This is a genomic window from Massilia sp. Root335, assembly GCF_001425685.1.
Classification (GTDB): Bacteria; Pseudomonadota; Gammaproteobacteria; order Burkholderiales; family Burkholderiaceae_D; genus Telluria; species Telluria luteola.
In genome coordinates this window covers 303,394-321,330 of the sequence record NZ_LMCY01000037.1, presented here as the reverse complement: position 1 = coordinate 321,330, position 17,937 = coordinate 303,394, and the positions used below count along the sequence as shown (strand labels likewise).

Here is a 17,937-nt window from a genome sequence, read left to right as displayed (position 1 = left end):
CTCAGGCAGGCCATATGACCCGAATTACGCCATGTGAAGCTTGACGCACAAGACGGTATCTACTGCTACAAAAAACGCCGGCTCTTCCGGCGGGTAGGGTGGGCACCCCGTGCCCACGCGTTCAACCACAGGCGTTAAAAGTATTCCAAGAACGCTCGTACACTTCATTTCCAGACAAATATCTGAGTGTTGCGTGCGCGTCGCATTTCGACGGTTTCCTCGAATTTCCCTCCAGTTTGTAAGCAAAAGCGGCTGAGCAGGCACTAGAATTTCCGTACGGCATCAATGCCGACCGAATTTCGACAACCGACCAGTCCAGGCCCATCTCCGAGGTGGCGTCCCGCGCCGGTCACAACCGACCTCCCGACACCATGAGCTCCCGACTCAGACCGGCGCTTGCGCCGATCCGGCGCATCGCCCCGTTGACTATCCTGTTGCTGGCCGCCGGTCCGTGCGTACATGCCGCCGAGGCGACCGCGGACGCACCGATCACGGCGGAGGCCCCGGCGGCGGACAGCCCGCTGAGCGCGACCGTCTCCGTCAGCTCGCAATACATCTCGCGCGGCATCCGCCAGACGTGGGGCGGGCCGGCCGCGATGGCCGCGATCGACTACACGCACCCGAGCGGCTGGTCGGCCGGCACGTCCGTCATCAACGTCAGCGACCGCTTCATCGAAAAGGGTTCGGTCGAATGGGACCTGTACGGCGGCTACAGCGGCACGGCCGGCCCGGTCGGCTGGTCCGCGCTGGTCTACTGGTACAAGTATCCGGGCGCGCGCATCACGGCCACGGACACGGCGTTCGACTATGGCGAGCTGTCCGCCGGCGTCAGCTGGAAGACGTTCTACGCCCGCTACAACTACACGTTCAGCCACGACTTCTTCGGCATCCAGAATGCCCGCGGCACGGGCTACCTGGACGTCGGCGCCGACCATCCGCTGACGAAGACGCTGACCCTGAACCTGCATGCCGGCGACGGCCGCGTGGCCGGCAGCGGCAACGACATCTGGAACTGGCGCGACCTCAAGGCCGGCCTGACCCGCCAGCTGGAAGACGGCTGGACCGTCGCCGTGAACTATACCCGCGCGATCGGCGCGAGCGGCGTCTACGACCGCTACACGACGGGCGTCCCGCGCGCCGACGGCCGCCTTGCGGTGTCGAACGTGGCGCGCCGCGCCGTCGTGCTGTCGCTGACCCGCAAATTCTGACCCGAGGAGAGAACATGAGCCGCAACCCCCTGTCGTCGCTGTCGCTGACGGCGAAGATCTGCGCGACGGCCACGACGCTCGTCGTATTGAGCCTCGCGGTCACGTCGGCCGTCATTGCCGTGCGCAGCAGCGACAACGCCGAAGACGCCAGCATGCAGCTGGCGCGCACGTCCGCGCGCGAAGCCGCCGCCGCCGTGCAGGCGCAACTCGGCTCGAAACTCGGCGCCGTCGCCAACCTCGCGGGCGCCATGAGCGCGCTGCGCGAAGCCGACATCGCCCCGGCCAGGCCGCAGATCGCCGCCATGACCCAGGCAACGGTGCGCGGCGCGAAGGACTTCATCGGCGGCGCCGTGACGTGGGAACCGGACGCGCTGGACGGCAAGGATGCCGACTATGCAGGCAAGGGCCCCGAGTACGACGCCACCGGGCGCTACATGCCTTACTACACGCGCAACGCGGACGGCACCATGCACGTGGAACCGATCGTGTGGCCGACCACGCCGGGCGCCAACGACTGGTACGACGTGCCCAAGCGCACGCGCAAGGTATTCTTCACCGAGCCGTATTCGTACCCGGTCAACGGCAAGGACGTCATGATGGCGTCGCTCGTCGCGCCGATCCTCGTCAAGGGCGAGTTCCGCGGCACGGCCAGCGCCGATTTCCAGCTGACGCACCTGGGCGAGATCCTCGGCGGCATCAAGGTGCTGGCCGGCGGCCGGCTGTCGCTCATCTCGAACGGCGGCCTGTACGCGAGCCACCCGGACGCGGCCAGGAACGGCAAGAAGGCCGACGACCTGCCGCCCGCCGCGCTGGCGGCCGTGCGCGCCGGCGAGCGCTATGAATACGTCGACCGCGCCGGCATGGAGCACCTGATCGAACCCCTGCGCCTGCATCCGGACATCGCGCCGTGGGCGGTCAAGCTGTCGTTCCCGCACAGCGAGGCGACGGCCAGCGCGCGCCAGCTGATGGGCTATTCGCTGTTTGCGTCGCTCATCTGCGCCATCGTGGCGGCGATCGTGATGGTCGCCGTGCAGCGCCGCCTGACCCGTCCCCTGCGCGTCCTCGGCGCCACCATGACGGACCTCGCGAGCGGCAACGCCGACCTGAACGCCCGCCTGGACGCGCGCGGGCGCGACGAGCTGGCGCTGATCGCGGCCGGCTTCAACGGCTTCGTCACCAAGATCCAGCAGGTGCTCGTGCAGGTGCGCGAAAGCGCGGGCAGCGTCGCCGCCGCCAGCGTCGAAATCAGCCAGGGCAATATTGACCTGTCCGGCCGCACCGAACAACAGGCCGGCGCGCTGGAAGAGACGGCGGCGTCGATGGAGCAGCTGACGTCGACCGTCAAGCAGAACGCCGACAACGCGCGCCAGGCCAACCAGCTCGCCCTGTCCGCATCGGATACGGCCCGCCGCGGCGGCACCGTCGTGGCGGAAGTCGTCGAGACGATGGCCGCCATCGACACGGCGTCGCGCAAGGTCGTCGACATCATCGGCGTGATCGACAGCATCGCGTTCCAGACCAACATCCTCGCCCTGAACGCGGCCGTCGAAGCGGCGCGCGCCGGCGAACAGGGCCGCGGCTTCGCCGTCGTCGCCAGCGAGGTGCGCGGACTGGCCCAGCGCAGCGCCGGCGCGGCGAAGGAGATCAAGGCCCTCATCGGCGATGCCTCCGGCAAGGTCGAAGCGGGCAGCGCCCTCGTGCAGGACGCGGGCCGCACGATGGCGGACGTCGTCGCCAGCGTGCGCCGCGTGAGCGACATCGTGGCCGAGATCAGCGCCGCCAGCGCGGAACAGAGCACCGGCATCGGCCAGGTCAACCAGGCGATCGTGCAGATGGACGGCACGACGCAGCAGAACGCCGCCCTCGTCGAGGAGGCGGCCGCCGCGGCCGACAGCCTGCACCAGCAGGCCGACCTGCTCGTGTCGCTCGTGGGCCAGTTCCGCCTCGACGGCGCGGCCGCCGCGCCGGCGCGTCCCGCCCTCGGCGCACCGCCGGCCAGGAAGGCACTCGCGGCGGCGTGAGTCCCGTGCGGCCGCCGCGGCGCCGGCCATAACTGCTATCCTTCGGTGATCGCGGCCGCTCGTGGCCGCATGCCATCGCCGGAGGTCTCTTGCTGCTCGCGTTTGCCGTACTCCTCGTCTTCCAGTGTCTCGGGGAAGGATTCGTATTCCTGTTCAAGGTGCCCGTTCCCGGGCCCGTCGCCGGGATGCTGCTGTTGCTCGCGGCCCTCGTCGGGTTTCCGCGCCTGCACGAGGTCGTGGAGGCGGGCGCGAACGAATTGCTGCGCCACCTGTCGCTGCTGTTCGTGCCGGCCGGCGTCGGCATCGTCGTGGCGGCGGCCAGCGGCAGCGGGCACTGGCTGGCCATCTGCGCGGCCGTCGTCGGCAGCACGCTCCTGACGCTGGCCGTCACCGCGCTCGTGCTGCAGGCGCTGACGCCGGCCGACCGGCGGGGCGAGAGCGGCGATGCGCTGACGCCGGCTCGCCAAAGGGGAGGCGGCGATGTTTAACCTCCAGGACTTCACCCACTTCTGGGTCTACCTGTCGGCCTCCCCGCTGCTGGGCCTCACCGTCACCCTGTGCGCCTACGTGTTTGCGCAATGGGTGTACGCGCGCTGCGGCTTTTCGCCGCTCGCCAATCCGGTCGCCATCGCGATCGCGCTCGTGAGCCTCGTGCTGGCGGCGAGCGGCATGTCGTACCCGCGCTATTTTGCCGGCGCCCAGTTCGTCCACTTCCTGCTCGGTCCCGCCACCGTGGCCCTCGCCGTGCCGCTCGCGCGCCAGATGCCGCGGCTGCGCCGCAGCCTGTTTCCTCTCTCGTGCGCGCTGCTGTGCGGCTGCGTGACGGCGATCGTCAGCGCCGTCGGCATCGCCGTGCTGATGGGCGCATCGCCGGAGCTGGCGCGCTCGCTGGGACCGAAGTCGGCGACGACGCCCATCGCGATGGCCGTGTCGGAACACCTCGGCGGCGTGCCCGCGCTGACGGCCGTCCTCGTGATCTGCACGGGCATCTTCGGCGCCGTCACGGCGCGCTTCCTGATGCGGCTCGTCCGCATCGAGTCGCATGCGGCGCAGGGCCTGGCGCTGGGCGTGGCGTCGCACGGCATCGGCACGGCGCGCGCGTTCCAGGTCAGCCCCGAGATGGGTGCCTACGCGGGCCTCGGCATGGGGATGAACGGCGTGCTGACGGCGTTGCTGGCGCCATGGCTGGTGCCTTTGCTGCTCGGCTGGATGGGACAATAAAGTAGAAGCCCGCAACCACGCGCGGACGCGATTGCGGGCGGGGCAGGCGCGAGGTCACGCCGTGCCGGGGGAGCGCAGGCGGCTTGCGCCGCTGCGGAAAACGACGGTCAGGCGGACTTGCGGGTGAAGGCGCGGGCCGCGAACAGGGCGCTCGCGACGCCCACGACGATGGCGGCCGTGCTGCCGGAAAAGCCGACGGCCGTGTTGGCGGCGATCTTGCCGGCCTTCGGCGTCACGAGTTCCAGGCGGCGCTTCGTCATCTGCGCGCCGAGCTCGGACAGGCGGTCCTTGCCGAGCGCCTGCTCGGCGTCCGGCAGCAGCACGGTTTCCTCGTCGGCGACGTGGTGCTGGACGTCGCGCATGAGTTCGAACACGAGGTCGTCGTGGCGCGGCGACGTCGGCTCGGTGCGCCGCAGTTCGGCGATCACGGCCCGCATCTCGTCGTGTTCCGGCACGCTGTTGTCCATGACCTTCTCGTCGTGGACCCGCGGCCGGATGGCGGGATAGAAAATCTCTTCCTCGAGCGTCGCGTGGATCTCCAGCGCGTCGCAGATCGTCTCGGCCAGCGCCTTCTTGACGCTCGGGCGCTTGTCGCGGGTGTACTGGTGGAACGTCACCATGACGTGCGAGTGATCGAAGCGGATCATGTCGGTAATGGACGGACTGAGTTTTTTCAGGGAAAACATGATCGTCTCCTGTGGGCTGTGGGGGCGGATAGATGCATGGTAGTGCCGGCGCCAGAGCCGCCGCGTAGGAGGCCGCCGCACGGTCATGTCGGCCGATGACGCATGGGCTGTCCGGCCCAGGCCGGCAATCACTCGACAGGCTGTCGCCTCCACTCCTACACAGACACGGCTTCGTTTCTGATTACTGTGTTCCGCAACGCTGCGATGATGGCTGCGAGCCGCGCGGTGACGCAGGACGCGTTCCGCGCGGTCATCCCAACCACCACTGGAGGAATCGGAATGTTTGCACACAACAAGCGCTTGCAGTACACCGTGCGCGTCAGTGAACCGAATCCGGGACTGGCCAACCTGATGCTCGAACAGTTCGGCGGCCCGCAGGGCGAACTCGCGGCGGCCATGCGCTATTTCACCCAGGCCGTCGGCGAGGACGATGCGGGCCGCAAGGACATGCTGTTCGACATCGCGACGGAGGAGCTGAGCCACCTCGAGATCATCGGCCACATCGTTGCCATGCTGAACAAGGGCGCCAAGGGCGAGCTGGCGGAAGCCGTCGACGGCGAGGCCGAACTGTATCGCAAGATCCAGGGTGCCGGCAACGACAGCCACGTGACGCAGGTGCTGTACGGCGGCGGCCCGGCGCTCGTCAACTCGGCCGGCGTGCCGTGGTCGGCGGCGTACATCGATACGATCGGCGAGCCGACGGCCGACCTCCGTTCCAACATCGCGGCCGAGGCGCGCGCGAAGATCGTCTACGAGCGCCTGATCGCGCTGACCGACGATCCGGGCGTGAAGGAGGCGCTGGGCTTCCTGATGACGCGCGAGATCGCGCACCAGAAGTCGTTCGAAAAAGCGTTGTACGCCATCGCGCCGAATTTCCCTCCGGGCAAAATGCCGGGCGACCCGCGCTTCGCCAACACCTATTACAACATGTCGCAAGGCCCGGGTGAGGCGCGCGGCGCGTGGAACCAGGGCGAGAACTGGGACTTCGTCACCGACCGCGACAAGCAGATGGCCGTCGATGGCGGCTCGGGCGAGGCGGAAGTCAAGCTGCCGGCCAGGGACATCGACATCCTCAAGCAGATGGCCGAGCGCACCATGTCCGACCCGAATGTCGATCCGACGACGGGCGCCGAACTGGGCATGGGCAACCAGACCCTCGCCGACGGCAGGACCGTCAGCCCGGGCGGCCAACCCAGCCCCGGCTCGCCGCCGCTGCACTGACGGCGCCCGCGCGCCGGCGTTTCCTGTCGCCGTGCGATACCGAAATCGGAATCGCACGGACGTTTTATTTCATTGGTGAGCCCGCCCCGCTTTGCCTAAGCTGGTCGGTGGGTTCATCCATTGAAATAAATATATAAAAGACAGGAGATGACATGTTCAAGAAGCTGCTGGCAGCCTGCTGCCTCGTCCTCGGCTGCGCGTCGGCCGGGGCGATCGACCTGGCGGGCGTGACCAATGCCCACGACCCGGGCACGATCACGAAGGACGGCGACACGTATTTCAATTTCACGACGGGCACCGGCATCTGGTATTCGACGTCGAAGGATCTCAAGACCTGGACCGGCGGGCCGGGGCCCGTGTTCTCGACGTATCCGTCCTGGATCGCGCAAAAGATTCCGAATTTCTCCGGTTCGTTCTGGGCGCCCGACCTGATCCAGATGAACGGCTACTATTATATGTACTACTCGGTGTCCACGTTCGGCACCTCGTCGTCCGCCATCGGCGTGGCGCGCAGCGCATCGCTGAAGAACCCGAGCTGGCAGGACCTGGGCATCGTCGTGCAGTCGTACGGCGGCAGCGCCGAGATCAACGCCATCGACCCCGCGCTGTTCCGCGACCATGACGGCAAGGTCTACCTGAGCTACGGCTCGTTCTTCGGCGGCATCGGCGTGGCGGAGATCGACCAGTCGACCGGCAAGCTGGCCGGCAGCGTGACGACGGTCTGGGGCGGCGGCGGCAAGGATATCGAAGCGCCGTACATCACCCGCGACGGCGGCTATTACTACCTGTTCGTGAACCGCGGCAGCTGCTGCAAGGGTTCCAGCTCCACCTATTACGTGGAAGTGCAGCGGGCGACGAACATCCGCGGCCCGTATTCCGGCACCCGCACGATCCTGCCCGTCACCGACGGCAAATACCGGGGCCCCGGCCACATCGCCGACCTGCGCCAGGACGGCTGCCACTTCGTCTCGACCCACTACTACGACCTGTCCGACAACGGCAATCCCAAGCTGGACATCCAGCGCATGACCTACAGTTCGGGCTGGCCGGTCCTGACCCGCAACTTCACCGACTTCTCCGGCTGCGGCGGCATCAGCGACGGCGTCTATGCGTTCAAGTCGCGCCTGTCCGGCAAGGTGATGGGCGTGGCCGGCGCGTCGACGGCCGACGGGGCGCTCGTGCAGCAATCGACGGACACGAACGCGCGCCAGCAGCAGTGGTACGTGATCGGCCACGGCGACGGCTACTACAGCGTCATCAACGCGAACAGCCTGAAGAGCCTGGACGACTACGACAATTCCACGACGGCCGGCACGAACATCGCGCAATGGGGTTACTGGGCGGGGCAGGGGCAGCAATGGCGCTTCGCCAGCCCGGCGTCCGGCTACTACACCGCGGCGAACCGGCTGTCCGGCATGGTGCTGGACGTGCAGAACAAGAGCACGGCGGACGGCGCCCAGATCATCCAGTACCCGTCCAACGGCGGCAGCAACCAGCAGTGGTCGCTGCTGCGCCGGTGATGCGGGTCCCGGTGCGGGGCTGATTCACGCGGCGCTCGCGCGGGCGTCCGCCGCCATGCGGGCGACGTCGGCGAACGGCATCGGCCGCCCGAACAGCCAGCCCTGCGCAAACAGCACGCCATGCGCGCGCAGGAAATCCGCCTGCGCTTCGCTCTCGACGCCCTCCGCGATCATTTTCAGGTCGAGCGTGCGCGCCATCGCCATGATGTGGCCGACGACCTGGCGCGTCGGCGCGCCGGTGCCGATCGCCTCGATGAACGAACGGTCGATCTTGAGGAAGTCGAGGTCGAGCGTCTCCAGGTATGACAGGCTCGAATAGCCGGTGCCGAAATCGTCGATCGCCACTTCGACGCCGCGTGCGCGCAGGGCCGCCACGACGGGGCGGGCGGCGTCGAGGTGGAGAAAGCCGCGCTCGGTGATTTCCACGAGCAGGCTGGCGGGGCGCGCCCGGGTGCGCTCCAGCAGGACGTCGATGCGCCGGACGATGGCGTCCGAGTGCAGGTCGGCGGGGGACAGGTTGATGCCGATGTGGAAGCCGGGGTGGCGCGCCAGGAACTCGCCCGCGTCCCGTTCGACGAGGTCGAGCACGCGCGCCGTCACGCGGGTGATGAGGCCCGACTGTTCCGCGACCGGAATGAACAGGTCGGGCCCGACGAGTTCCCCGGTGGGACGGCGCCAGCGCAGCAGCGCCTCGGCGCCGATGCACGCGCCGCTGCGCAGGTCGACGAGCGGCTGGTAGAGCAGGAAGAATTCGCCGCGGCGCAGCCCGTGGCGCAGCGACGCCGCCATCGACATCTGCTGGCGCGCCAGCAACAGGATCGCCGCCGCCGCGGCCAGGCCGCCGAACAGGCCGGCGGGGATCAGGCGGCGCGTGGCGGCACGGATGCGCTCCTGCAGGGCGCGCACGGGCACGGCGGCGACGGCGGCCATCGTCACGTAGCGTTGCGAGCGCACGATGGTCACGAGGCGGCCGCCGGCGATGAAGGTCGTGTCGTTGCGGTTCCCCAGCCGGTCGAGCCAGGCCGGGTCGACCGGCCCGCGCGCCATGGTGAACCGGTGGCGCTCCAGGTGGACGATGGCCAGCGACACGCCGGGCACGGCCGTCCAGATATCCAGCGGCAGGTCGCGGTGCACGAGGACGATCACGTCGTCGCGCGCCAGGCCCAGCAAGGGGTTCGGGCCGCCTTCGACCAGCGGCACGACGTCGTACAGGGCGATCCCGCGCGAGCTGCGGAACGACGGGTCGCCGAGCGGGACCGGCGGACCGCCCTGCGAGGAGCATTCGATCGTGTCGCCGCTCAGGTGCCCGATCGCCTGGATGTAGCTCGACGTCAGGTCGATCTCGCGCATCCTGGCGCGGGCGGCCGCCGTGCACGACGCCAGGCCCGTGCGTTCGAGCAGCGCGATCGCCTCCAATGCCTGGCGCGACGTCTCGTCCGACCGGTGCAGCACGTCGCGTGCATAGTTCATGGCGAGCCCGGCTTCCCCTTCGTAGGCCTGCCGGCGCGCTTCCTGCAGCGCGAGCCAGGGCGGACCGCCGGCCGCCAGCGCCGCGGCAAGGAGGGTCAGGCCGAACGTTGTCCTTCTCGGCATCGCTCCTCCGTGGCCCCGTTGCCGGTTATCGGTCGGAGACCAGTATATCCCCAGCGCCCGCGCGCGCAAAAAAAATGCCCCGGCGCGACCGGGGCATGCACTCTGTGATTGAACAGAGGCTCAGTCGCGGATCTCCAGGGCCCGGTTGAGGCTCAGCGCGGCCAGCGAGCCGACGGCGCCGGACAGCAGGTACAGGCTGACGTAGCCGAGCCCGAAGTTGGCGGCGAGGCCCAGCGCGACGAGCGGGGCGAACGCGGCGCCCACGAGCCAGGCGAGGTCGGAGGTGAGGGCGGCGCCCGTGTAGCGGTACTGCGGAAGGAAGTTCGACGTCACGGCGCCGGCGGCCTGGCCGTACGAGAGGCCCAGCAGCAGGAAGCCGACGAGGATGAACGTGTTCTGGCCTGTCACGCCGCCATCCATCAGCGTGGGAATGAAGCCGGAGAACAGGGCGATCAGCGCGGCCAGCGTGCCCAGCGTGTTGCGGCGGCCAAACTTGTCGGCGATGAGGCCCGACGCCAGCACGCCGACGATGCCCAGGCCCGCGCCCATGATCTGCACCTGCAGGAAATCGGCCATCGAGCGGGTGTCGTACAGCTGGATCCAGGACAGCGGGAACACGGTCACGAGGTGGAATAGCGCATAGCTGCACAGCGCGGCGAGGGCGCCGATGACGATGTTCGTGCCCTGGTTGCCGATCACTTCGCGGGCCGGGGCCGGGTCCAGTTCATGCTCGTCGAGCAGGTGGGTATAGTCCGGCGTCGAGACGAGGCGCAGGCGGGCGAACAGCGCGACGACGTTGATCGCGAAGGCGACGTAGAACGGATAACGCCAGCCCCACACGAGGAAATCGTCCTGCGACAACTGGGCCATCAGATAGGAAAACAACCCCGCCGCGATGATGAATCCCGTCGGTGCGCCAAGTTGTCCCAACATGGCGTACCATCCACGCTTGTTCTCGGGAGCGTTGAGGGCCAGCAGCGACGGCAGCCCGTCCCACGACCCGCCCTGGGCGACGCCCTGGCCGATGCGCAGGATCGCGAGGGCGATGATGGACCACTCGCCCCAGCGGGAATACGTGGGCAGCATGGAGATGGCGACTGTTGCCGAGCCCATCAGGAACAGGGCGATGGTCAGCTTGATCTCGCGGCTATAGGCGCGCTGGATTGCCATGAAGACAAGTGAGGCGATCGGACGCGCCACGTACGCCAGCGCGAAGATGGCGAAGGAATACAGCGTGCCCTCCAGCCGGTCGGCGAACGGGAAGAACACGGCGGGGAACACGAGCACCGAGGCGATCGCATAGACGAAGAAGTCGAAGTATTCGGAAGCGCGGCCGATGACGACGCCGACCGCGATCTCACCCGGCGCGATTTTCGTGTCGCGGGTGTTGATGTTCCGGGCCCCGGAGTGGGGTGCTGTGACGGGAGCAGCGCCTACGTCGCCGTAAGTATTATGGGTGCCTTGCATGTCTTCGTCTCCTTATCAGCCGACGGCCTCTGGACCCTCTGAAATGCTGCAATACGGAAAAGGGTAGGACAAAACGTCCAATCGCCAAACGCACGCCGTTGGCGTTACATTAGCATGTTATTTTTCCCATGTAACGTAAAACACAAGCATGATTCCAAAGACCCTCCGTCGCGGAGTGTTCCTCTCCCCACTGTTCGCGCTGCTCGCCGGCTGCAACACGGTGGTGATGAACCCTTCCGGTGACATCGCCAAGCAAGAGGCGCACTTGATCACGGTGTCCGTGATCCTGATGTTGCTGATTATCGTTCCCGTGCTGTTCCTGATCGTCTGGTTCGCCCGCAAATACCGCGCGAGCAATACCGAGGCGGCCTACGAGCCGGACTGGGACCACTCGACCAAGCTGGAACTGGTCATCTGGGGCGCGCCCCTGCTGATCATCATCGTCCTGGGCCTCGTGACCTGGATCTCCACGCACAAGCTCGACCCGTACCGTCCGCTGGACCGCGTCGCCGAAGGCCGCCCGATTCCCGCGTCGGCCAAGCCGCTGATCGTCGAGGCCGTGGCGATGGACTGGAAATGGCTGTTCATCTATCCGGAGCAGGGCATCGCCACCGTCAACGAGCTGGTGGTGCCGGTCGACGTGCCGGTCCGCTTCAAGATCAGCGCGACGTCGGTCATGAATGCGTTCTACGTGCCGGAACTGGCGGGCATGATCTACGCGATGCCGGGCATGGAAACGGCGCTGAACGCCGTCCAGAACCATCCGGTCCAGTCGGAAGGCTTCTCGGCCAACTACAGCGGCGCCGGCTATTCGGACATGCGCTTCTCCTACCGCGGCGTGGCCCAGGGCGACTTCGACGGCTGGGTCCAGTCGATCAAGTCCGGCGGCGGCAACCTCGACCGTGTCAACTACCTGACGCTCGAAAAGCCGAGCATCAAGGAGCCGGTGCACCGTTACGCGGCCGTCGACAACGACCTGTTCTATCGCGTCCTGAACCGCTGCGTCGCCGACGGCGCCGTCTGCATGGACAAGATGATGAACGACGATGCCAAGAAAGCCCGCGAAATGGCTATGCGTAACATGCCACAAACAGCGGCAGCGACCCGCCTGGCCCAGGCCAATGGCGCGGTCTGCACCACGCCCAATGATCCTGTGAAGAAGAAGTAATCATGCACGAGCAATTTGACTTAGCGAAGTTGATCTTCGGTCGGCTCAGCTGGGAAGCGATTCCCTACCACGAGCCGATCCTGATCGCGACATTCATCGGCGTCCTGCTGGGCGGGATCGTCCTGCTGGGCGTACTCACCAAACTCAAGCTGTGGGGCTACCTCTGGACCGAGTGGTTCACCAGCATCGACCACAAGAAGATCGGCATCATGTACATGGTGCTGGGCCTCGTGATGTTCCTGCGCGGCTTTGCCGACGCGCTGATGATGCGCGCCCAGCAGGCGTTCTCGTTCGGCGATTCGCACGGCTTCCTGCCGCCGCACCACTACGACCAGGTCTTCACCGCCCACGGCGTGATCATGATCTTCTTCGTGGCGATGCCGTTCGTGACGGGCCTGATGAACTACGTCGTGCCCCTGCAGATCGGCGCGCGCGACGTGGCCTTCCCGTTCCTGAACAACTTCTCGTTCTGGATGACGACGGCCGGCGCGATCCTCGTGATGGCGTCGCTGTTCGTCGGTGAATTCGCCCGTACCGGCTGGCTGGCGTATCCGCCGCTGTCCGGCATCCTGGCGAGTCCGGACGTCGGCGTGGACTACTACATCTGGTCATTGCAGGTGGCCGGTGTCGGCACCCTGCTGTCAGGCGTGAACCTGGTCGTCACCATCATCAAGATGCGCGCCCCGGGCATGGACCTGATGAAGATGCCGGTGTTCACCTGGACCGCCCTGTGCACCAACATCCTGATCGTGATGGCCTTCCCGATCCTGACCGTCACCCTGGCCATGCTGGGCCTGGACCGCCTGTTCGACACGCACTTCTTCACGAACGAACTGGGCGGCAACGCCATGATGTACGTGAACCTGATCTGGATCTGGGGCCACCCCGAGGTCTACATCCTGATCCTGCCGGCGTTCGGCATCTACTCGGAAGTCGTCGCGACGTTCTGCAACAAGCGCCTGTTCGGCTACTCGTCGATGGTCTATGCGACCGTCGTGATCATGGTCCTGTCGTACCTCGTGTGGCTGCACCACTTCTTCACGATGGGTTCGGGCGCGAGCGTGAACTCGTTCTTCGGCATCACGACGATGATCATCTCGATCCCGACCGGCGCCAAGATCTTCAACTGGCTGTTCACCATGTACAAGGGCCGCATCCGCTATGAACTGCCGATGATGTGGACCGTGTCGTTCATGATCACCTTCACCATCGGCGGCATGACCGGCGTGATGCTGGCGGTCCCGTCGGCCGACTTCGTGCTGCACAACTCGCTGTTCCTGATCGCCCACTTCCACAACGTCATCATCGGCGGCGTGCTGTTCGGCCTGTTCGCCGGCGTGAACTTCTGGTGGCCGAAGATGTTCGGCTTCAAGCTCGATCGTAAATGGGGCCTGGCCTCGTTCTGGCTGTGGTCGATCGGTTTCTGGGTCGCGTTCACCCCGCCGTACATCCTGGGCTTCATGGGCGTGACCCGCCGCGTGAGCCACTTCGACGACATGTCGATCCAATGGCTGTTCCGCATCTCGCTGGCCGGTACCCTGATGATCGCCGCCGGCATCGCCTGCCTGCTGGTGCAGATCGCCGTGTCGATCATGAACCGCAAGAAGCTGGCCGACGTGACCGGCGACCCGTGGAATGCGCGCACCCTGGAGTGGTCGACCTCGTCGCCGCCGCCTGACTACAACTTCGCGTTCACCCCGGTCGTGCATGACAACGACGCCTGGGCCGACATGAAGAAGCACGGCTACCAGCGTCCGCTGAACGACTTCATCGCCATCCACATGCCGAAGAACACGTGGGCCGGCCCCGTGATCCCGGCCTTCGCGTTCCTGATGGCGTTCGGCATCATCTGGCACATGTGGCTGCTGGTCGGCGTGACGTTCTTCGGCATGATCGCCGTCGCCATCTACCACACGTTCGATTACAAACGCGACTTCTACATCCCGGCGGACGAAGTGACCCGCACCGAAGAAGAGCGCACCCGTTTGCTGGAAGCCCATGTCTGAAATTAACGCAACCCACGCCGGCGCCGCGAGCGCCGACCCGAGCTCGCGCTACTACGTGCGCGAGCACCATCCGGAAAACGGCACGCTGCTCGGTTTCTGGATCTACCTGATGAGCGACTGCCTCATCTTCGCCTGCCTGTTCGCCGCCTATGCAGTCCTGGGCCGCAACTACGCGGGCGGCCCGTCCGGCGCCGAGATCTTCGAGCTGCCGACCGTGGCGCTGAACACGGCGTTCCTGCTGGTCTCGTCGATCACGTACGGCTTCGCCATGCTGGCCGCGCAGAAGAAGAACGTGAAGGGCACCCAGGTCTGGCTGCTCGTCACCGGCATCCTGGGCGCCTGCTTCCTGTTCCTGGAACTGCAGGAATTCGCGCACCTGATCCACGAAGGCAACGGCCCGTGGCGCTCGGGCTTCCTGACCTCGTTCTTCTCGCTGGTCGGGACGCACGGCCTGCACGTGACCTTCGGTATCGTGTGGCTCGTCACGCTGATGTTCCAGCTCGGTAAGCACGGCATCACCGCCGCCAACTACCGCCGCCTCGCCTGCCTGTCGATGTTCTGGCACTTCCTGGACGTCGTCTGGATCGGCGTGTTCACCTTTGTCTACCTGATGGGAGTCCTGCCATGAGCGACCTGCATCACGCCCACGCCCACGGCCATGACGACCATGGCCACGGCCACCACGACGACGATCACCTGCATGCGCACGGCAGCATGAAGGATTACTCGATCGGCTTCATCCTGTCCGTGATCCTGACGGCGATCCCGTTCTGGCTGGTGATGACCCACCAGGTCGCACCCGGCGCGACCAAGGCCCTGATCATCGGCTTCGCCGCCGTGCAGTTCGTCGTGCACATGGTGTACTTCCTGCACATGAACTCGAAGTCGGAAGGCGGCTGGAACATGATGGCGATGCTGTTGACCATCATCCTGCTGTTCATCGTGCTGTCCGGCTCGATCTGGGTCATGTACCACATGAACGCCAACATGATGCCCAACATGGGCAACGACGGCGGTTCGGTACACGGCATGCACGACATGCAGTAATGGCGGGAGACGATCGCGCAGCGGCGCCGCGCAGTGCAGTACCTGCCCGGCGCCGGGGTGTCTCCCTGCTCCTGGCGGCCGTCGGGCTGCTGCTGATCGTCCTCTTTGCCGGTCTGGGCACCTGGCAGGTGGTTCGCCTGCAATGGAAACTGGACCTCATCGCACGCGTGAACGCACGCGTGCACGCCGCCCCGGCGCCGCCGCCACCGCGCGCGCGCTGGGCCGGCATCACCGCCGCATCCGACGAGTACCGCCGCGTCATGCTGCACGGTACTTATCTCTACGATCTCACCACCCCCGTCCAGGCCCTCACCGAAGAGGGCAGCGGCTACTGGCTGCTCACGCCGATGTGCACGGCGGACGGATCGACCATCCTCGTCAACCGCGGCTTCATTCCCGCCGAACTCGGTGCGCGCACGCGTTATGCGCCCGAGCGCGCGAGCGGCGACCCGTGCGCCGCGGCGGCCGGTCCCGCGGTCGACGTCACCGGCCTGCTGCGCACGAGCGAGCGCAACGGTGTGTTCACGCGCACGAACGACCCGGGCGCAAACCGCTGGTACACGCGCGACGTGGCCGCGATCGCCGCCGCGCGCGGCCTCGGCGCCGCAGGGCCCGTCGCGCCGTTCTTCGTCGACGCGGGCGCGCACCAGAATCCGGCCGGCAGTCCCGACCAGCCGGCCGGCGGTCTCACCGTCGTGAATTTTCCGAACAGCCACCTCGTGTACGCGATCACTTGGTATGCTCTGGCCTTGATGGTCGCCGGCGCCTTGTGGTGGGTGGCGCGCGGCCGTGGCCAGGGCTACGACGACGACGATGATGAACGACACGACTGACCTGCTGAAGCGGGTATTCGAACGGGGCGCCGACAAGGCGGCCGCCGTCGCTGCCGCGCAGCGCGAGCGCACGGAATCCGCCGCCGACGTCGAATACGTGGCCGGCCACAAGAACATGCTGCAGCTGATCGAGCTGCGCTGGATCGCCGTCATCGGCCAGGTCACGACCATCGCCGGCGCGATCCTCGTGTTCGACGTGCGCCTGCCGCTCGTGCAGATGCTCGAAGTGCTGGCCTGCCTGATCGCCTTCAACGTCGCCAGCCACCTGCGCTGGCACGAACACCGGCCCGTCACCAACAGCGAGCTGTTTCTCGCGCTGCTCGTCGACGTGGCCAGCCTCACGATGCAGCTGTACCTCGCGGGCGGGACGACGAACCCGTTCGCCTTCCTGTACCTGCTGCAGGTGATCCTGTCGGCCGTGCTGCTGGAAGCGTGGTCCACGTGGACCATCGTCGCCATCACGCTGGCGTGCCTCGCGGGCCTGTCCGTGTTCGCCAAGCCGCTCGCGCTGCCGTTCGACCACGCGCGCGGCATCTCGAGCCTGTACGTGCAGGGCATGCTGATCTGCTTCACGCTGAACGCGGCGCTGCTCGTCGTGTTCATCTCGCGCATCACGAACACCTTGAAGGGCAAGGCGGCCCAGCTCGCGGACCTGCGCCAGCGCGCGGCCGAGGAAGAACACATCGTCCGCATGGGCCTGCTCGCGTCGGGCGCCGCGCACGAACTGGGCACGCCGCTCGCGACCCTGTCCGTGATCCTGGGCGACTGGAAGCGCATGCGCGAGTTCAAGGCCAATCCCGACCTGCTGGAAGAGATCACGGAAATGGAGACGCAGCTCAAGCGCTGCAAGTCCATCGTCAGCGGCATCCTGCTCTCGGCCGGCGAGGCGCGCGGGGAATCCGCCGCGCGCACGACGATCCGTGGCTTCCTCGACAAGCTCGTCGAGGAGTGGCAGCACAGCCGTCCCGTGCGCGACGTCGACTACCGCAACCGGATCGAGCACGACCTGCCGGTGGCCTTCGATTCCGCGCTCAAACAGATGATCGACAACGTGCTGGACAACGCGCTGGAAGCCTCGCCCGACTGGATCGGCGTGGAGGCGGGCGTGGCCGACGGCACCCTCGTATTGACCGTGCTCGATCGCGGCCCCGGCTTCGCGCCCGCGATGCTGGCGCAGTTCGGCAAACCGTACCAGTCCAGCAAGGGCCGACCCGGCGGCGGCCTGGGCCTGTTCCTCGTCGTGAACGTGGCCCGCACGCTGGGCGGGACGGTGCATGCCGTCAACCGGCCGGAAGGCGGCGCCGCCGTCACGCTGACCTTGCCGCTGTCCGCGATCGCGCTCGACAAGGAGCCCCTACATGCCCATTGAAGACGACAACGCAGCCGACGAACGCGACGATGAACGCGACGACGAGCGCCTCCTGCTGATCATCGAGGACGACGACGCGTTCGCCCGCACGCTCGGCCGCTCGTTCGAACGGCGCGGCTACCAGGTGCTGCAGGCGCCCGGCCTCGAGGAGGCGCAGGAACTGCTGCAGGAACACTCGCCCAACTACGCCGTCGTCGACCTGAAACTCAAGGGGAACAGCTCGGGCCTGGCCTGCGTGCAGATGCTGCATGCGCACGACCCGGACATGCAGATCGTCGTGCTGACGGGCTTCGCCAGCATCGGCACGGCCGTCGAGGCGATCAAGCTCGGCGCCTGCCAATACCTCGCGAAGCCGTCGAACACGGACGACATCGAAGCCGCGTTCGGCCACGTCGCCGGCAACACCGAGCTGGAACTGACGAACCGCTCCACGTCGATCAAGACGCTGGAGTGGGAACGCATCCACGCCGTGCTCGCCGAGACCGATTTCAATATTTCGGAAGCGGCGCGCCGGCTCGGCATGCACCGGCGCACGCTGGCGCGCAAGCTGGAAAAGCAGCGCGTCAAATAATCCGCG

General features: G+C 66.8%; 16 protein-coding genes. 13 read left to right on the top strand and 3 right to left on the bottom strand.

The features are described from left to right. Positions 1-371: 371 nt before the first annotated feature. From ASC93_RS21010 to ASC93_RS20995, 4 genes are all read left to right on the top strand, one after another. The gene (locus tag ASC93_RS21010) at positions 372-1,208 is read left to right on the top strand and encodes a TorF family putative porin (RefSeq protein WP_082548216.1); all 837 of its coding nucleotides are present in this window, start codon (positions 372-374) and stop codon (positions 1,206-1,208) included. Between the two features lie 14 nt (positions 1,209-1,222). Beyond that, positions 1,223-3,229 carry a methyl-accepting chemotaxis protein gene (locus ASC93_RS21005; RefSeq protein WP_056446969.1) on the top strand — a complete coding sequence of 669 codons (2,007 nt, stop codon included), beginning with the start codon at positions 1,223-1,225 and terminating at the stop codon, positions 3,227-3,229. An 89-nt stretch (positions 3,230-3,318) separates the two neighbouring features. Then, on the top strand, positions 3,319-3,717 hold the full coding sequence (locus ASC93_RS21000; protein ID WP_056446966.1) for a CidA/LrgA family protein: 399 nt from the start codon (positions 3,319-3,321) through the stop codon (positions 3,715-3,717). After that, positions 3,710-4,450, top strand: coding sequence for an LrgB family protein (locus ASC93_RS20995; RefSeq protein WP_056446963.1), 741 nt, complete (start codon positions 3,710-3,712; stop codon positions 4,448-4,450). The genes ASC93_RS21000 and ASC93_RS20995 overlap by 8 nt, the downstream gene beginning before the upstream one ends. 107 nt (positions 4,451-4,557) lie before the next feature. Here the strand turns inward: ASC93_RS20995 and ASC93_RS20990 are convergent, their stop codons facing one another. Next, entirely contained in the window at positions 4,558-5,136 is a 579-nt protein-coding gene (locus ASC93_RS20990) for a hemerythrin domain-containing protein (protein ID WP_056446960.1), read from the bottom strand. Between the two features lie 279 nt (positions 5,137-5,415). Between ASC93_RS20990 and ASC93_RS20985 the strand changes: the two genes are divergently transcribed. Then, complete coding sequence (locus ASC93_RS20985) at positions 5,416-6,357, top strand: manganese catalase family protein (RefSeq protein WP_056446957.1); 942 nt, start codon at positions 5,416-5,418, stop codon at positions 6,355-6,357. Between the two features lie 152 nt (positions 6,358-6,509). Continuing rightward, entirely contained in the window at positions 6,510-7,877 is a 1,368-nt protein-coding gene (locus ASC93_RS20980; protein ID WP_056446952.1) for a family 43 glycosylhydrolase, read from the top strand. Positions 7,878-7,901: 24 nt separating this feature from the next. Here the strand turns inward: ASC93_RS20980 and ASC93_RS20975 are convergent, their stop codons facing one another. Together ASC93_RS20975 and ASC93_RS20970 are read right to left on the bottom strand one after the other, a co-directional pair. Beyond that, on the bottom strand, positions 7,902-9,470 hold the full coding sequence (locus ASC93_RS20975; protein ID WP_056446950.1) for an EAL domain-containing protein: 1,569 nt from the start codon (positions 9,468-9,470) through the stop codon (positions 7,902-7,904). A gap of 120 nt (positions 9,471-9,590) precedes the next feature. Beyond that, complete coding sequence (locus tag ASC93_RS20970) at positions 9,591-10,937, bottom strand: MFS transporter (RefSeq protein ID WP_056446945.1); 1,347 nt, start codon at positions 10,935-10,937, stop codon at positions 9,591-9,593. A gap of 148 nt (positions 10,938-11,085) precedes the next feature. Here ASC93_RS20970 and cyoA point away from each other — a divergent pair, with 148 nt between their 5' ends. Genes cyoA through ASC93_RS20935 form a run of 7 tightly spaced genes read left to right on the top strand, consistent with a single transcriptional unit; the run spans position 11,086 to position 17,931 of the window. Beyond that, positions 11,086-12,105, top strand: a complete 1,020-nt coding sequence (cyoA, locus tag ASC93_RS20965) for a ubiquinol oxidase subunit II (protein WP_056446943.1) — start codon at positions 11,086-11,088, stop codon at positions 12,103-12,105. Positions 12,106-12,107: 2 nt separating this feature from the next. Further along, complete coding sequence (gene cyoB, locus ASC93_RS20960) at positions 12,108-14,111, top strand: cytochrome o ubiquinol oxidase subunit I (RefSeq protein WP_056446940.1); 2,004 nt, start codon at positions 12,108-12,110, stop codon at positions 14,109-14,111. Next, the gene (gene cyoC / locus ASC93_RS20955) at positions 14,104-14,739 is read left to right on the top strand and encodes a cytochrome o ubiquinol oxidase subunit III (RefSeq protein WP_056446936.1); all 636 of its coding nucleotides are present in this window, start codon (positions 14,104-14,106) and stop codon (positions 14,737-14,739) included. The genes cyoB and cyoC overlap by 8 nt, the downstream gene beginning before the upstream one ends. Next, positions 14,736-15,158 (top strand): cytochrome o ubiquinol oxidase subunit IV, encoded by a 423-nt coding sequence (gene cyoD / locus ASC93_RS20950; RefSeq protein WP_056446934.1) that lies wholly within the window; start codon positions 14,736-14,738, stop codon positions 15,156-15,158. Before cyoC ends, cyoD begins: the two co-directional genes overlap by 4 nt. Next, complete coding sequence (locus ASC93_RS20945; RefSeq protein WP_082548215.1) at positions 15,158-15,991, top strand: SURF1 family protein; 834 nt, start codon at positions 15,158-15,160, stop codon at positions 15,989-15,991. Before cyoD ends, ASC93_RS20945 begins: the two co-directional genes overlap by 1 nt. Further along, the gene (locus tag ASC93_RS20940) at positions 15,975-17,360 is read left to right on the top strand and encodes an ATP-binding protein (RefSeq protein WP_082548214.1); all 1,386 of its coding nucleotides are present in this window, start codon (positions 15,975-15,977) and stop codon (positions 17,358-17,360) included. Before ASC93_RS20945 ends, ASC93_RS20940 begins: the two co-directional genes overlap by 17 nt. After that, positions 17,350-17,931, top strand: a complete 582-nt coding sequence (locus tag ASC93_RS20935) for a response regulator transcription factor (protein WP_056446931.1) — start codon at positions 17,350-17,352, stop codon at positions 17,929-17,931. The genes ASC93_RS20940 and ASC93_RS20935 overlap by 11 nt, the downstream gene beginning before the upstream one ends. Positions 17,932-17,937 lie beyond the last annotated feature (6 nt).

What these genes read in the sequence shown, in the direction of transcription:
- ASC93_RS21010 (WP_082548216.1), top strand. Translation starts at nt 372, where the DNA reads ATGAGCTCCCGACTCAGACCGGCGCTTGCGCCGATCCGGCGCATCGCC.
- ASC93_RS21005 (WP_056446969.1), top strand. Translation starts at nt 1,223, where the DNA reads ATGAGCCGCAACCCCCTGTCGTCGCTGTCGCTGACGGCGAAGATCTGC.
- ASC93_RS20995 (WP_056446963.1), top strand. Translation starts at nt 3,710, where the DNA reads ATGTTTAACCTCCAGGACTTCACCCACTTCTGGGTCTACCTGTCGGCC.
- ASC93_RS20990 (WP_056446960.1), bottom strand. Translation starts at nt 5,136, where the DNA reads ATGTTTTCCCTGAAAAAACTCAGTCCGTCCATTACCGACATGATCCGC.
- ASC93_RS20985 (WP_056446957.1), top strand. Translation starts at nt 5,416, where the DNA reads ATGTTTGCACACAACAAGCGCTTGCAGTACACCGTGCGCGTCAGTGAA.
- ASC93_RS20980 (WP_056446952.1), top strand. Translation starts at nt 6,510, where the DNA reads ATGTTCAAGAAGCTGCTGGCAGCCTGCTGCCTCGTCCTCGGCTGCGCG.
- ASC93_RS20975 (WP_056446950.1), bottom strand. Translation starts at nt 9,470, where the DNA reads ATGCCGAGAAGGACAACGTTCGGCCTGACCCTCCTTGCCGCGGCGCTG.
- ASC93_RS20970 (WP_056446945.1), bottom strand. Translation starts at nt 10,937, where the DNA reads ATGCAAGGCACCCATAATACTTACGGCGACGTAGGCGCTGCTCCCGTC.
- cyoA (WP_056446943.1), top strand. Translation starts at nt 11,086, where the DNA reads ATGATTCCAAAGACCCTCCGTCGCGGAGTGTTCCTCTCCCCACTGTTC.
- cyoB (WP_056446940.1), top strand. Translation starts at nt 12,108, where the DNA reads ATGCACGAGCAATTTGACTTAGCGAAGTTGATCTTCGGTCGGCTCAGC.
- cyoC (WP_056446936.1), top strand. Translation starts at nt 14,104, where the DNA reads ATGTCTGAAATTAACGCAACCCACGCCGGCGCCGCGAGCGCCGACCCG.
- cyoD (WP_056446934.1), top strand. Translation starts at nt 14,736, where the DNA reads ATGAGCGACCTGCATCACGCCCACGCCCACGGCCATGACGACCATGGC.
- ASC93_RS20945 (WP_082548215.1), top strand. Translation starts at nt 15,158, where the DNA reads ATGGCGGGAGACGATCGCGCAGCGGCGCCGCGCAGTGCAGTACCTGCC.
- ASC93_RS20940 (WP_082548214.1), top strand. Translation starts at nt 15,975, where the DNA reads ATGAACGACACGACTGACCTGCTGAAGCGGGTATTCGAACGGGGCGCC.
- ASC93_RS20935 (WP_056446931.1), top strand. Translation starts at nt 17,350, where the DNA reads ATGCCCATTGAAGACGACAACGCAGCCGACGAACGCGACGATGAACGC.